Annotated in this window: 16 protein-coding genes and 1 pseudogene; 7 read left to right on the top strand and 10 right to left on the bottom strand. The window is 69.3% G+C overall.

The window, feature by feature from the left end; genetic code table 11:
- Positions 1 to 3: 3 nt before the first annotated feature.
- Positions 4 to 834: an endonuclease III domain-containing protein gene (locus ACP95_RS10800; RefSeq protein WP_049981215.1), complete on the top strand. Its 831-nt coding sequence runs from the start codon at positions 4 to 6 to the stop codon at positions 832 to 834.
- 226 nt (positions 835 to 1,060) lie between these two features.
- Here ACP95_RS10800 and ACP95_RS10805 read toward each other — a convergent pair whose 3' ends face one another.
- Positions 1,061 to 2,992, bottom strand: coding sequence for a beta-CASP ribonuclease aCPSF1 (locus ACP95_RS10805; RefSeq protein WP_049981216.1), 1,932 nt, complete (start codon positions 2,990 to 2,992; stop codon positions 1,061 to 1,063).
- Positions 2,993 to 3,185: 193 nt separating this feature from the next.
- Here ACP95_RS10805 and ACP95_RS10810 point away from each other — a divergent pair, with 193 nt between their 5' ends.
- Together ACP95_RS10810 and proS are read left to right on the top strand one after the other, a co-directional pair.
- The gene (locus ACP95_RS10810) at positions 3,186 to 3,725 is read left to right on the top strand and encodes an 8-oxo-dGTP diphosphatase (RefSeq protein WP_202593825.1); all 540 of its coding nucleotides are present in this window, start codon (positions 3,186 to 3,188) and stop codon (positions 3,723 to 3,725) included.
- A gap of 90 nt (positions 3,726 to 3,815) precedes the next feature.
- Entirely contained in the window at positions 3,816 to 5,300 is a 1,485-nt protein-coding gene (proS, locus tag ACP95_RS10815) for a proline--tRNA ligase (protein ID WP_049981217.1), read from the top strand.
- Positions 5,301 to 5,330: 30 nt separating this feature from the next.
- Here proS and ACP95_RS10820 read toward each other — a convergent pair whose 3' ends face one another.
- A complete protein-coding gene (locus ACP95_RS10820) occupies positions 5,331 to 5,648 on the bottom strand; it encodes a DMT family transporter (protein WP_049981218.1) in 318 nt (105 codons plus the stop codon).
- 92 nt (positions 5,649 to 5,740) lie between these two features.
- On the opposite strand from ACP95_RS10820, the gene ACP95_RS10825 reads away from it, so the two are divergent.
- Together ACP95_RS10825 and ACP95_RS10830 are read left to right on the top strand one after the other, a co-directional pair.
- Positions 5,741 to 6,472 carry a competence/damage-inducible protein A gene (locus ACP95_RS10825; RefSeq protein WP_049981219.1) on the top strand — a complete coding sequence of 244 codons (732 nt, stop codon included), beginning with the start codon at positions 5,741 to 5,743 and terminating at the stop codon, positions 6,470 to 6,472.
- Between the two features lie 55 nt (positions 6,473 to 6,527).
- Positions 6,528 to 7,520, top strand: a complete 993-nt coding sequence (locus ACP95_RS10830; RefSeq protein WP_049981220.1) for an NAD-dependent epimerase/dehydratase family protein — start codon at positions 6,528 to 6,530, stop codon at positions 7,518 to 7,520.
- Between the two features lie 23 nt (positions 7,521 to 7,543).
- Here the strand turns inward: ACP95_RS10830 and ACP95_RS10835 are convergent, their stop codons facing one another.
- The 3 genes from ACP95_RS10835 to ACP95_RS10845 all read right to left on the bottom strand — a co-directional run bounded on the left by ACP95_RS10835 (position 7,544) and on the right by ACP95_RS10845 (position 9,638).
- The gene (locus tag ACP95_RS10835; RefSeq protein WP_049981221.1) at positions 7,544 to 8,083 is read right to left on the bottom strand and encodes a hypothetical protein; all 540 of its coding nucleotides are present in this window, start codon (positions 8,081 to 8,083) and stop codon (positions 7,544 to 7,546) included.
- Positions 8,084 to 8,151: 68 nt separating this feature from the next.
- Positions 8,152 to 9,225: a methylmalonyl Co-A mutase-associated GTPase MeaB gene (meaB, locus tag ACP95_RS10840; RefSeq protein ID WP_049981222.1), complete on the bottom strand. Its 1,074-nt coding sequence runs from the start codon at positions 9,223 to 9,225 to the stop codon at positions 8,152 to 8,154.
- Positions 9,222 to 9,638, bottom strand: coding sequence for a cobalamin B12-binding domain-containing protein (locus tag ACP95_RS10845; protein WP_049981223.1), 417 nt, complete (start codon positions 9,636 to 9,638; stop codon positions 9,222 to 9,224). The genes meaB and ACP95_RS10845 overlap by 4 nt, the downstream gene beginning before the upstream one ends.
- 112 nt (positions 9,639 to 9,750) lie before the next feature.
- Here ACP95_RS10845 and ACP95_RS16695 point away from each other — a divergent pair, with 112 nt between their 5' ends.
- Positions 9,751 to 9,900 (top strand): DUF7129 domain-containing putative zinc-binding protein, encoded by a 150-nt coding sequence (locus ACP95_RS16695; protein ID WP_449271571.1) that lies wholly within the window; start codon positions 9,751 to 9,753, stop codon positions 9,898 to 9,900.
- A gap of 15 nt (positions 9,901 to 9,915) precedes the next feature.
- Here the strand turns inward: ACP95_RS16695 and ACP95_RS10850 are convergent, their stop codons facing one another.
- Complete coding sequence (locus tag ACP95_RS10850; protein WP_049981224.1) at positions 9,916 to 10,545, bottom strand: hypothetical protein; 630 nt, start codon at positions 10,543 to 10,545, stop codon at positions 9,916 to 9,918.
- 6 nt (positions 10,546 to 10,551) lie between these two features.
- Positions 10,552 to 10,926 (bottom strand): SHOCT domain-containing protein, encoded by a 375-nt coding sequence (locus tag ACP95_RS10855; protein WP_049981225.1) that lies wholly within the window; start codon positions 10,924 to 10,926, stop codon positions 10,552 to 10,554.
- Between the two features lie 197 nt (positions 10,927 to 11,123).
- Here ACP95_RS10855 and ACP95_RS10860 point away from each other — a divergent pair, with 197 nt between their 5' ends.
- Complete coding sequence (locus tag ACP95_RS10860; protein WP_082224665.1) at positions 11,124 to 11,588, top strand: RDD family protein; 465 nt, start codon at positions 11,124 to 11,126, stop codon at positions 11,586 to 11,588.
- Between the two features lie 6 nt (positions 11,589 to 11,594).
- Here the strand turns inward: ACP95_RS10860 and ACP95_RS10865 are convergent, their stop codons facing one another.
- The 3 genes and pseudogenes from ACP95_RS10865 to ACP95_RS10875 all read right to left on the bottom strand — a co-directional run.
- Complete coding sequence (locus ACP95_RS10865) at positions 11,595 to 12,284, bottom strand: DUF4013 domain-containing protein (protein ID WP_049981227.1); 690 nt, start codon at positions 12,282 to 12,284, stop codon at positions 11,595 to 11,597.
- A 99-nt stretch (positions 12,285 to 12,383) separates the two neighbouring features.
- Complete coding sequence (locus ACP95_RS10870; protein ID WP_049981228.1) at positions 12,384 to 12,833, bottom strand: pyridoxamine 5'-phosphate oxidase family protein; 450 nt, start codon at positions 12,831 to 12,833, stop codon at positions 12,384 to 12,386.
- 162 nt (positions 12,834 to 12,995) lie between these two features.
- Positions 12,996 to 13,921: pseudogene (locus ACP95_RS10875) on the bottom strand (alpha/beta hydrolase family protein); the annotation flags it as partial.

Here is a 13,921-nt window from a genome sequence, read left to right on the forward strand (position 1 = left end):
CGCATGAGCGACGACGCCGACGACCGACCCGACGAGCCGTCGAGGAACATCAGCGGCGGCCCCGAGGGTGGTGGCGAGGCGGTCGTCTACGGCGACGGCGAACCCGAGACGCGCGCCGAGGCGGTCGTCGACGAACTCGGCGCGATGTACTGGCAGAAGGCCTACGGCGGCCAGGACGGGTTCGAGTGTCTCGTGCGGACGATCCTGAGTCAGAACACGAGCGACAAAGCCAGTCAGCCGGCGCACGACAGCCTGATGAGTCGGTACGGGGAGCGTGGGGATCTCGCCGAGTCGCTCGGCGACGCGGCACAGGACGAACTCGCCGAGACCATCGCCTCGGCCGGACTGTACAACCAGAAGTCCGAGACGATCATCCGGCTCGCGAACAGAGTCGTCGACGAGTACGGCGGCGAGGCGGGCTTCGACGAGTTCGTCAAAACCGGCGACCCCGACGAGGTCCGGGACGCGCTCCTCGAGATGAAGGGCGTCGGCCCGAAAACCGCCGACTGCGTGCTGCTGTTCTCGGGCGGCCGCGGCGGCGTCTTCCCCGTCGACACGCACGTCCACCGCATCGCGCGCCGGATGGGGCTCGCGCCTGCCGACGCCGACCACGAGCAGGTCCGGCAGGCGATCGAGGCCGCGGTTCCGCCGGAGAAGTGCGGCTTCGGCCACACGGCGATGATCCAGTTCGGGCGGGAGTACTGCACCGCCCGTGAGCCGGCGTGTCTCGACGGACCAGAGGCGTGCCCGCTGGTGGCGCACTGCGACCAAGTCGGCATCGACGAACTGTCGGGCGCGGTCGTCGACCCGGCGGAGGTCGTCGCCGAGGACTAACTGCGGAAAGAGCCTCTCTGGCGGTTACTCGAACCGGAACGTCTCGAGGTTCTTCGGCGCGAGCGAGTCCGTAGGACGAGTGAGCGTTTTTTTTGCATCACCAGAACGCTCCGCGTTCTGGTTAGCAGTCAAAACCCGTCGGGTTTTGACGACATGAACGGGTTTTGCGGGGGTCTGGCCGCAGGCGGCGGTTACGCCGCCCAGGACATGCCCCCGCAAAAACGGGTCACTTGAACCGGAACGTCTCGAGGTTCTTCGGCGCGAACGTGCGCATGTTGAACTCGTGGTACAGCGCCGAGGAGAAGTCCTGCACGGAGCTCTCGTCGCCGTGGACACAGAGCACCTTCTCCGGGCGCGGGCTCATGTTCCGGACGAAGTTCATCAGCCCCTCGCGGTCCGCGTGGCCGGAGAACCCGTCGACGGTCTCCACGTCCATCTTCAGCGTCAGCTTCGACCCGCGGCCGTCGCGGCCCGAGCCGAAGTCCGAGACCGGGATCTCGTCCCAGCCGTTCTGGATGCGTCGCCCGAGCGTCCCCTGGGCCTGGTAGCCGACGAAGGTGAGCGTGGAGTCCTCGTCGCTGCCGAGGTGGCGCAGCCAGGACATGATCGGGCCGCCGGTGACCATCCCGGACGTCGAGAGGATGATCGCCGGACCGTCGTCGACGACCTCCTGTCGCTCCTCCTCGCCGCCGTCGATGTGGTTGAACTGCTCGGCGAGGAACGGGTTCTCGTCCTCGTGGAAGATGCGGTCCTGCAGCTCGTCCCGCAGGTACTCGGGGTAGGTGGTGTGGATCGCCGTCGCCTCCCAGATCATCCCGTCGAGGTGGACGGGCATCTCCGGGATCTTCCCCGAGCGCATCGCCTCCTCGATGACGAGCATGATCTCCTGGGACCGACCGACGGCGAAGGCGGGGATCAGCACCTTCCCGCCCTTCTCGTGGGCCTCGTTGATCACGTCGATCAGCGCCTCCTCGGAGTCCTCCTGGTCGGTCTGGTAGTCGTTTCGGCCCCCGTAGGTGGACTCCATCACCAGCGCCTCGACGCGGGGGAAGTCGTTGACGGCGCCGTTGAACAGGCGGGTGTCGTCGTAGTGGATGTCGCCCGAGAACGCGACGTTGTACAGCCCGTCGCCGACGTGGAAGTGGCTCACGGCGGAGCCGAGGATGTGGCCCGCGTTGTGGAAGGTGAGCTTCAGGTCCGGCGCGATGTCGGTCACGTCGCCGTACTCCAGCGGGATGCAGTGCTTGATCGCCTCGCGAACCTGCGCGGAGTCGTACGGCGGCGTCCGCCCCTCCTTCGCGGCCACGTCGAGGTAGTCGAGCGTCAGCAGCCCCATCAGGTCACGGGTGGGCTCCGTACAGTAGATCGGGCCGTCGTAGCCGTACTTGAACAGCAGCGGGATCAGCGCGGAGTGGTCGAGGTGGGCGTGGGTCAGGACGACCGCGTCGAGGTTCTGTGCCCCCGCACCGAGCGCCTCGGGAATCTGGAGGTACGGCACCTCGCCCTCGGCGCCCGGCTTGTCGCCGCAGTCGACGAGCACGCGCGTCTCCGCGGTGTTGAGGATGAACGCGGCGCGGCCGACCTCGCGACAGCAGCCGAGCGTGGTGATCCGGACCCACTGCTCGTCCTGCATCTCCTCGCGGTGGATCTGCCGGCCCACGCGTTCGAGGATGTCTCGGCGCTCCTGGCGCTCCTGTTTCAGGAAGTTCCGGACGTTCGACACCGTCGACGACTCGATCGGCGGCGTCCGGACGACCTCGGGCGTCCAGCCCACCTCCCGGGTGATCTCCCGGAGCGTGGAGCCGTGGCGGCCGATCACCATGCCGGGCTTCTCGGCCTCGATGACGACCTCGCCGGTGTCCTCGTGGAAATCCAGATCCTGGACGCCGGCCTCCTCCGGGATCACGTCCATGACCTTCTCGCGTGCCTCCGCGGGACGGGAGAGCACGTCCGGGTCGGGACGGACCGTGATGCGCTTGCGAAGCTTGGAGGCCAGCTGGCGGACCAGGTTGCCGTCGCCGGCGAACTCCTTGGGGTCCCGGGTGTAGACGACCAGCTCCGGCCCCTCGTACTTCACGTCGGTGATGGAGATCGTGCTGGGGATCTCGGCCTCGATCTCACTTTTCAACTCCTCGAGTTGCGTATCTACTTGACTCATGTGTCGAAGACGCTCGCGTCGGCGGCGTTGCCCGACGCGAGGGTAGCGGTGATCGCTTCGGTGGTGCCGCGCGGGAAAGTACAGCGAGAACCCGCTTACCCCGAAATATTCCCGCGCGGTGGTAAAAACCTTCCCAAAGCGGGTGCGCTCCGTCGGCCGACACGCTTTTCTCGGCACCGACGAACCGCCGACCGTGTTCGCGGACGACCCCGTCGACGAGCTGCCCGCGGCGACGCTCTGCCACCTCGTCGACCGTGGCGACGACGCGACCGGCACCGAGCAACCGGACGGTGACGACGCCGCAGCCGGCGACGAGACGCTGCTGATCCACAAGAAACGCGGCGTCGGCAGCGGCCAGTGGATCGGCCCCGGCGGCAAAGTCGAGCCCGGCGAGACGGTCCGGGAGTGCGTGGTCCGCGAGGTGCGCGAGGAGGTCGGGATCGACGTGCTCGACCCGGAGAAGGCGGGCGTGTTCGTCTACCGCTCGGACGGCTGGGACGCCGTCGTCCACGTGTTCCGCGCGACCGAGTACGCGGGCACGCCCGAGGAGACCGCGGAGGCCGACCCGCGGTGGTTCCCCGTCGACGACCTCCCCTTCGCGGAGATGTGGCAGACCGACCGCGAGTGGCTCCCGCACGTCCTCGACGGCGGCACGTTCCGCGGGCGGTTCGTCTACAGCGACGGCGAACCGCAGGCGGTACGCATGGAGACCGGCGTGACGCCTTCCCTGTGACTCCTCCCCCGTACTGCGACGCCACGTGAGCGCGGAGCAGGGGCACACACCTTCGGACGTTTTAAGCCGCGACCACCACTTCCTCGCGGTATGAGCGACGACGACCAGACGCTCGGGATCACCGAGTCCAAGGAGTACGCCACCGGCGATTGGTACGCCGAAGTCTGTCAGAAGGCGGGCCTCACCAACTACGGCCCGGAGGGGATGTCCGGGTTCATCGTCGCCCGCCCGCGCTCCTACGGTCTCTGGGAGCGCGTGCAGGGCGAGCTCGACGCCCGGTTCAAGGACACCGGCGTCCAGAACGCCTACTTCCCCCTGTTCATCCCCGAGTCCTACCTCGAACGCGAGAAGGACATCGTCGAGGGGTTCGACCCCGAGGTCGCGTGGGTCACCCACGGCGGCCACGAGGAGCTGGAGGAGCGCCTCGCGGTCCGGCCCACCTCCGAGTCGATCATCGCCCCCTACATGTCCCAGTGGATCCGCAGCCACCGTGACCTCCCCCTGCGCGTGAACCAGTGGGCCTCGGTGGTTCGCTGGGAGGCGACCGAGACGAAGCCGTTCTTCCGCACCAAGGAGTTCCTCTGGCAGGAGGGCCACACCGCCCACGAGACCGACGAGGACGCGTGGGAGGAGACGCTCACCCGCCTCGACCAGTACGAGGAGGTGTACGAGGACGTGCTCGCGATCCCCGTGATGCGCGGCCAGAAGCCCGACCACGACAAGTTCCCCGGCGCCGACACGACCACCACGGTCGAGGCGCTGATGCCCGACGGGAAGTCCGTGCAGGGCGCGACCTCCCACCACCTCGGCCAGTCGTTCGCGGAGGCGTTCGACATCACCTACAGCGACGAGGACGAGGAGGAGCGCGTCGCCCACACGACCTCCTGGGGGTTCTCGTGGCGCTCGCTGGGCGCGCTGATCATGACCCACTCCGACGAGCAGGGGCTCGTGCTGCCCCCCACGCTCGCGCCCGAGCAGGTCGTGATCGTCCCCATCTGGCAGTCCGAGACGAAAGAGGAGGTCATCGACTACGCCGAGGAGGTCGCCGGCGAGCTCGAGGACGCCGGCGTCCGCGTCGAACTCGACGACCGCGACGAGCGCAACCCCGGGTTCAAGTTCAACGAGTGGGAGCTGAAGGGCGTCCCCGTCCGCTTCGAGATCGGCCCCCACGAGGTCGAGGACGGCGAGATCACGGCGGTCCACCGCCCCGACGGCGAGGAGGTCACCCTCGACCGCGAGAACGTCGCCGAGTCGGTCCGCGACGAGCTCGACACCGTCTACGCCAAGCTGTTCGCCGACGCCGAGGAGAACATCGAGGCGAACGTCCGCGACGCCGACGACCGCGCGGGCATCCTCGGCACGCTGGGCCAGCACGGCGGCTACGTGAAGGCGCCGTGGTGCGGCGACGAGGCGTGTGAGGAGGAGATCAGCGAGCAGATGGCGGCCGAGATCGTGATGGTCCCGTTCCCCGACGACGAGGAGAAACACCACGACGACGTGCTCGCGGGGGACGCCGACTGTGCGGTCTGTGGCGACGACGCCGACGAGACCGCCTACTTCGCGAAGTCGTACTGACGCCCGCGGCTGCACCCGCGAAGCTCGTTTTTACGTCGAGACGGCGTGCAGACCGACGATCCCCACGACGATGACGCCGATGAATCCCAGCCGCGAGGCCGTCGCCGGCTCGTCGAACAGCGCGATCCCCAACAGCGCCGTCCCGACGGCGCCGATCCCGGTCCAGACGGCGTAGGCGGTCCCGACCGGCAGCTGTTCGACGGCTTTCGCCAGCAGCAGCATCGACGCCACGAGCGCGACGACGGTGCCGGCGGTCGGAACCGGTTCGGTGAACCCCTCGGAGTACTCCAAGCCGATCGCCCACGCGATCTCGAACAGCCCCGCGGCGAACAGGAGGTACCACGACATGCCCGTGGCTGGACGACCGCCGGCCATAGCTCCCGCGGTTCGGTCGGGCCGGAGGCGAACGACTCAGGGGGCTGGCCCGCCTCCGGGGTCGCATGGACGTGGCCATCGTCACCGTCGGCGACGAGATCCTCGCCGGCGACACCCGGAACACCAACGCCGAGTGGCTCGCCCGCCGGCTCGACGAGCGCGGCGCGACGGTCGTCCGGATGCTCACGATCCCGGACGACGCCGGCCTGATCGCCGACACGGTCGCCGACTGGGCCCGACAGTTCGACGCCGTCGTCGTCGGCGGCGGGCTCGGCGGCACGCACGACGACGTGACGATGGCGGCGGTCGCCGACGCGTTCGGCCGCGAACTGACACTCGAAGAGGAGGTTCGCGAGGACCTGATCGCTCACCTCGCCGACTACCGCGGCGTCGACGCCGACGCTCTAGATCCCGAGGAGATCGACCTCGACCTGGCGGCGTGGGGCGCGACGCCCGCCGGCGCGCGGCCGCTGCTGAACCCCGAGGGGCTCTGTCCCGGCGCCGTCGTCGAGAACGTCTACGTGTTCCCCGGCCCGCCCGCGGAGTTCGAGGCGATGTTCGCGAGCGTCGCCGAGGAGTTCGGCGGCGACGCCGTGAGCGAGACGTTCGAGACGACCGCGCCGGAAGGGTCGCTGACCGGGACGCTCGCGACGTTCCGCAGTCGATTCGACCTCGCCGTCGGGAGCTACCCCTCGACGGAGGGGCGGAACCGACTGAAGGTGACCGGCGACGACGCCGAAGCCGTCGCGGAGGGTGTCGAGTGGCTGCGCGAGCGCGTCCCCCGGCCCGACGAGTAGCCCCGCCGACTGCCGCGGGGCGCGTGCTTTTGCCGGCGGGGACGCATCTCCACCCATGCCCCCAACCGCACTCGTCGTCGGCGGCACCCGGTTCGTCGGCCGCCACACCGTCGAGGAGCTGCTCGATCACGACTACTGCGTCACCACGTTCACGCGCGGGGAGTCCGACAACCCCTTCGCCGACCGCGACGGCGTCCGTTCGCTCCACGGCGATCGCACGGACCGCGACGCGCTGGAAGACGCCCGCGACCGCGTCGATCCGGCGATCGTGATCGACACCTGCGCCTATCACCCCGGCGACGTGGCGACCGCGACCGAGGTGTTCGCCGACGCCGACGCGTACGTCTACGTCTCCTCCGGCTCGGCGTACGACGCGCCGGACGTGCCGATGCGGGAGGGCGAGACCGCGCTCCACGACTGCACGGCCGAACAGGCGACCGACGACTCGACGGAGAGCTACGGGCCGCGGAAAGCCGAGGGCGACCGCGTCGTCGCCCGCGCGGCCGAGGACGGCGTCCGCGCGATGGCGGTTCGGCCGATGCTCGTCTACGGCCCCCACGACTACACCGAACGGTTCGCCTACTGGACCGATCGCGTCGCCGAGTACGACGCGGTCGCGGTCCCCTTCGACGGCGACAGCCTGCTGCACCGCTCCTACGTCGAGGACGTGGCCAGTGCGCTCCGCATCGTCGCCGAACGCGGCGAGGCCGGCGAGGCGTACAACGTCGCGGACCGAAACACGTTCTCGCTCTCGCGCTCGCTGGAGCTGGTCGCCGAGGGGCTGGACACCGAGGTCGAGATCGTCGAGACGGGTCCCGCCGACCTCGATTCCGCGGGCGTCGAGCCGACGGAGTTCCCGCTGTACACCCCACAGCCCGCGCTGGCGGCGACGGGGAAGCTGGCCGCGCTCGGGTGGGAGTCGACCGACCCGGCCGAGGCCGTGGCGACGACGGCTCGGGCCCACCGCGAGGCAGGTCGTGACGGCGTCGAGAACGGCCCCGATCGGCAGACCGAGGAGGCGATAATCGAGGCGGCACGGGGGGAGTAAGCGTCAGTATCGGTCAGCGGCGCTCACGGGAGGTTCTCGTGTAGCGCTTCGGCCCGGCCGAACGCCGCCTCGCGGGTCGGATCGTTCGCCGCGAGCGCCACGAGTCCGACGTACCTCCCAGCGCGGAACAGAACGCCCGTCTCGAACGCCTCGGGGTAGGCGGCGTACGTCTCGTCGCCGATACGGCCGTCCAGCGACTCACCGCCGGCGAACTGGCCCAACGCCGACTCCGTCGCCTGCTCGGCGAGGAGGACGCTGTCCTGGGCCCGCAGACCGACGAAGAGCTCTCGGTCGGTCTCCTCGTTCCGGAACACCCGTTCGGCGAAGTTCGGTTCGGACTCGCCGTTCGTCGTCTGGGCGGTTCGAGTCCACGCGTCGCCGAGGCCCTCGGCGGTGAACAGGTACGGGAGCAGTTCCTGCTCGGGGCCGTCGGCAGCGGTCGGCGACACCGTCCCGGTCGCCGTCGACGAACTCGGCTCGCTCTCGCTGCTCGGCGTGTCGCCCGAACAGCCCGCGAGTGAGAGCGCCGTCCCGACTGCGAGGAGGAGTCGGCGTCGTCGCATGTGGCCTGATGGTCGTTCGCGACTGATGAATATAGTGAAACGAAAAACGGGGGTCGCCGTTCGGTCGGCTACTCCCGCTGCTCGCGGACGCAGTCCTCGATCGGGCCGAGCACCTCGTCGGCGACCGTGTAGGGGTCGGTCTCGCGGTCGAGCACGCGCTCGGCCATCGCCTCGACGCCGCCGCGGCGATCGAGCTCGTCGTCGATCAGGTCGGCGGCGTCGGCCCGGAGCAGCTGGCGGATCTCCGCGGCGTAGCGCTGCTTGGCCTTCGTCTCGCGGCGGCCGGTCTCGTCGAGCCACGCCGAGTGGGCGTCGAGGGTGTCGAGCAGCTCCTCGACGCCCTCACCTGATTTGGCGACGGTCTCGAGCACCATCGGCTCCCAGTGCTCCGCCTCGTCCTCCTCGGCGTCGGCCCCGTCGGCGTCGATCCCGTCCTGGTCCGGGTGGTCGGGCTTCTCGAAGCCACCGGTGTCGAGTTTGGCGGTGGGGTCGCGCTCCATGTGGAGCATCTCCTCCAGGTCGGCGACGGTGCGGCTCGCGCCGTCCATGTCGGCCTTGTTCACCACGAACAGGTCGCCGATCTCGAGGATCCCGGCTTTGAGCATCTGTACGTCGTCGCCCGACCCGGGCTGGACGAGCACGACGACGGTGTCGGCGGTGCGGACGATGTCGACCTCGTTCTGGCCGGCGCCGACGGTCTCGACGATGATGCGGTCCTTGCCGAACGCGTCGAGCGCCTTGATCGCGTCCGAGGTCGCCGTCGAGAGCCCGCCGAGCGTGCCGCGGGCGGACATCGACCGGAAGAACACGTCCATGTCGCCGACGTTGCTCGCCATCCGGATGCGGTCGCCGAGGACGGCGCCGCCGGTGTACGGCGAGGAGGGGTCGACGGCGATCACGCCGACGGTCTCCCCGCGCTCGCGGTACTGTGCGGCGAGCTTGTCGACGAGCGTCGACTTCCCCGCGCCGGGGGAGCCCGTGACGCCGATCACGTCTGCGTGGCCGGTGTGCTCGTGGAGCCGGGAGACGATGTCGCGGTAGCCGGGCTGGCGGTTCTCGACTTTCGAGATGACGCGTGCCAGCGCGCGGTGTTTGCCCGCGAGCAGCTCCTCGACGAGCTCGGTCTCGGCGGCGGCGTTCATCGCTCGGGCGCGTTCGCCTCGACGAACTCGACGGTCTCCTCCATCGGCGTCCCCGGACCGAACACCTCGGCGACGCCCAGCTCCAGCAGCTCCTCCTTGTCCTCGTCGGGGATGATGCCGCCGACGAGCACGAGCGTGTCGTCGAACGCGTCGTACTCCTTCAGCCCCTCGATCACCTTGGGCACAAGCGTGTTGTGGGCGCCCGAGAGGATCGAGATCCCGAGCACGTCAACGTCCTCCTGGACCGCCGCCTGCACGATCTCCTCGGGCGCGCGGTGGAGCCCGGAGTAGATGACCTCGAAGCCGGCGTCGCGGAACGCACGCGCGATCACGTGTGCGCCGCGGTCGTGGCCGTCGAGCCCGACCTTGGCGACGAGACAGCGGATGGTGCGTTGCTCCTGGTCTGCGCTCATTGGGAGCTACTTCGCCCGGCCGCGGTTTCACTCTAACGGGTCGGCATCACCCCTCGAGAACCAGATCGCCGAAGGGTTGAATACTGTGAGTGACTATTGGTAACACGTAACGATGAAGAAGTCGCCGAACGAGTACCGATCGGGGAGAAAAGTGTACGAATGTACAGACTGCCTCGAACACCACACGGCCGACGCGGGGCTCACGGTCTGTCCGGCGTGTGGCGGTCGGGTCGAGAACCTCACGAAGGACCGGGCGGAGTAGCGCAGAAGCGGTCGGTCAGCCGGCGAGTCGCCGCGTCTCGCGTCGACGCCACGCGGCGACCAGCGCGGGCAGCCCCAGTGGGAACGCCAGGATCCCGAACGCCGCGAGCGCGGCCACGTCCCCGCGGAGCCGCCGGGCCGCGACGCCGGTCGCGCCGACGCCGAGCGCCGCGACGGCGTACGCCGCGTTGCTCCACACCGGCTCGTAGGAGGAGCAGTAGAGCCAGCAGACGAGGGTGTAGGAGGGCGCGTTCCACGTCGGCGGCTGGAGCTTCGGCCAGAGGAACCGACAGTACGTCGTCCACGCGAGCATCGCCGCCGCCGGGAGCCCGACCAGCCAGCCGGTCGCGCCGACGCCCCAGCGGAGCCGTCGATAGCCCGCGAAGAACAGCGTCGGGAACGCGCCCACCCACAGCCAGATACCCACCGTGTACGTGACAGGCCAGTGTTCGATCCGGGGCTGGCGCACCGGCAGTCGCAGCGACGCCGGCAGCGTCGCCCACGGGAACGACGGGTCCGGGACGGGGTTGGTGAACAGCGCGACCAGACAGAGCCCGGTCCCGACGACGAGCGCGTACAGGCCCACCGTCGTGTAGCGATCGACCCACCGCGGGAGCGAGCGCCGGTCAGGCTGTCGAGCCGCCACGACCGATCACCCCTCGCGGTCCCGTTCGAGCGCCTCGCGACGGCTCTCGTACTCCTCGTCGCTCAGCTCGCCGCGAGCGTACGCCGAGCGGAGCTCCGCCATCGCGGGGTCCGTGCCGTCGTCGCCGGCGACGGCGCGGTAGAGCAGGTAGGCACCACCGACGAGCGCGAGCAGGAACAGCAGCTGCATCGCCAGCCCGAGCAGGGGGACCCAGCCGCCCGTGGCGCCGCCGTCCCACATGTGGCCGCCCCAGGCGCCGCCCATCATGCCGCCGACGCCCATCATCCCGAACCCCATGAACAGGACGGGGAAGACGAACAGCGCGACGACGACGGCGAGCAGTACCAGTCCGAGCTGTCGGCCGTCCGAGTTCGAGGACATGGTTGAACGTACGGGCGGCTACCTTACCACGTTTGCTCTTTCGAGAACGCGACTCATTCCGGTCTCGAACTTGGCGGACTGGTGGTGAGTAGCCGAGTTGCTTTGCGACGCGAAACCGACTTTACGATCCCGCCCTCGGCGACGAGGACCCGGAGTGGGTCACAACCGTGAAGGAAGCCCCCACCCTCGGAGTCCACGTGACCCGTCCGACTCCGCGGCTCGGCACCGAGGGCGAGACGTTCGGCCGCCGCGTGGGCGCGTTCCTCCTCGACGTGCTGCTCATCGGCGCCGTCTTCGGCGTGTTCTCGGGGCTCGTCGCCGCGCTCACGTTCGTGTTCGTCGCCGACCCCACGGGCCCGGTCGCCGTCGAGATCGCCGTGCTCGCCCTGCAGTCGCTGACGGTCGTCGCGGGGTTCGGCTACTTCGTTCTCACCGAGGGGAGCAGCGGGCAGACGCTCGGCAAGCGCGCGCTGGGGCTCGTCGTCGTCACCGAGGACGGCGAGGCCGTCGGCTACTGGGCGGCGCTGGTTCGGAACCTGCTCCGGGTCGTCGACGCGCTGCCGGCGGGGTTCCTGCTCGGCGCGGCGCTGATCGTCGTCACCGAGCGCGGCCAGCGGGTCGGCGATCTCGTCGCAGAAACGGTCGTCGTGGAGACGGCGTGACGCGCTTCAGATCGCGGCTCCGTCCTCACTCACCGCGCCCGACACGTCGACGACCTTGCCGAAGGCGACGCCGAACATGTAGAACGCGGCGACCTGGACGTAGAACTGGATGAACGGCACCACGATCAGCCCGACGACGGTGACCGCGAGCAGGAACACGACGACGTTCATCAGCGCGGCGAGCACGAACGGGATCAGCCACGCGACGAGGTAGTCGCCCGTGAGGATCACCTGCTTGATCGTGCCGAAGTCGAAGGCGGCGCCGAAGCTGTCCTCCAGCGCCATGTTCGTCAGCGCCGCGGGGATGAGGTAGTAGAGCAGGAACATCGCGACGACGCTCACCAGCATCCCCAGCAGGCCGATGCCACCGAGAATCCCCATGCCGGTGTCGCTACCGGACGCGGTCCCGCCGGCGATCACGAAGACGCTGAGGAACACCAGCACGAACGGGATAATCCCGTAGACGATCGTGACCGCCGTCGCCTTCAGCCCGTCGACGATCATGTCGCCCCAGTTCTCGAAGGCTGGGGGCTCCTCCTCCCCGCGAGCGGCGCCGTCGAGCACCCATACCAGATACCCCATGAGCGCGATCGCCGGGACGATGAGGAAGCTACCGAAGCCGAGCAGCCCGCCGATGATGATCCGCCCGAGCGCACTGTCGCCGTTCAACGGGTACGAGAGTCCTTCTTCCAACATGGCTGACCGGAACAGCCACCGACGGCGACTTAACTATTTCCCACCAGACTGGTAGGTCTGATAACGCCCCCAGCGCCGCGCGAACTGGCTGCCGGGCGCCTACGGCCTGGTTCTCGCCTCCCGGCGGGCGCCGATGCGCTCCGGGACGAACCGGTAGAACTCGAACGACACCGTCTCGAGCGGCTGGTCGAAGATGTCGACGTACTGGATGTCGACGTTGCCGAGCCCCTCGAGCGTCTCGAGCGCGATCGAGTCCTTCTCGGTCGGCTCCAGTCGCCCCTCGGCGACGACGCTCTGCCAGCGGTCCGCCGGCCGGTCGTACGTCACGAACGTCGCCGGCCGGTCGTCGAGCTCGCCCTTCTCGCTGTCGGCATCGGCCGCGAGCCGGAAGTAGAACGTACCGGTCGAGCGGTCGTAGCCGTAGGACACGGGGACCGAGTACGGCGACTCGCCACTGGCAGTGCTCAGCGAGAGGACGCCCGTGCCACCGGCTCCGAGGAACGCGTCCCGTTCGGCCTCGTCCATCTCGTTCGGGTGCTCGGCACTCATACGGACCTGTACGGGAGCCGAGGTGATAAGGAGACGCCCGCGTTCACGGCTCCCGGGCGGGCTGCAGTACCCTCTCGGTCGCGAGCTGGTAGCCAGCCGGTCGCGACTCGGTCGGTGGGACCGAGCTGTCTCCCCTGCGAGGAGGGAGCCGGTGACCCGGCCTCAGACGTGCTCGTCGAGGAACTCCACCACCGCCGAGTACGCCTCGATGCGGTTCTCCAGCTTCGAGAACCCGTGGCCCTCGTCGGGGAAGATCAGCTTGCGGACGGGAACGCCCTGGTCCCGAACGTCGTCGACGATCTGTTCGGCCTCGCTCACGGGCACGCGCGGGTCGTTCTCGCCGTGGAGCACGAACAGCGGCGCCGTGATGTTCTCGATGTTGTTCGTCGGCGAGATCTCCTGCAGGAACTCCCGGTCCTCGTCGAGACTGCCGTACTCCGCCTCGCGGAGGGAGCGCCGCCAGTCGCTGGTGTTCTCGAGGAACGTGACGAAGTTCGCGATGCCGACCACGTCGACGCCCGCGGCCCAGAGGTCGGGGTACTCCGTCAGCGCCGAGAGCACCATGAACCCGCCGTAGGAGCCGCCGTAGGCGACGATGCGGTCGGCGTCGGCGTCGGGGTGGTCCTGCAGCCACTCGACGCCGGCTTTCAGATCCTTCACCGAGTCCATCCGGTTGCGCACGTCGTCGAGGCTGGCGTACTCCTTCCCGTACCCCGAGGAGCCCCGGACGTTCGGCTCGAACACCGCGTACCCGTTGTTGAGGAAGTACTGCTTCACCGCGCGGAACGAGGGGCGGCGCTGGCTCTCCGGCCCGCCGTGGATGTCGACGATCCGGGCAGTTCGCCGTCGGCGTCCTCCGGAACCGAGAAGAAGCCGGGGATCTCCCGGCCGTCGAAGCTGGGCACGTGGACCAGCTGGGGCTCGACGAACGTCTCGCGGGGGATGCCCGCGGTGGCGGCGTCGGTCCAGCGCGCCGCCTCGCCGGCTGGCACGTCGCCGACGTGGACGTTGGTGTTGTCGGTGCTCGCGGTGACGGTGAGCGCGTAGCGGTCGCCGTCGGGCCCCCACTCGACGCCGGCGACGACGCC

Source organism: Halolamina rubra (genome assembly GCF_000739555.1).
Taxonomy (GTDB): domain Archaea; phylum Halobacteriota; class Halobacteria; order Halobacteriales; family Haloferacaceae; genus Halolamina; species Halolamina rubra.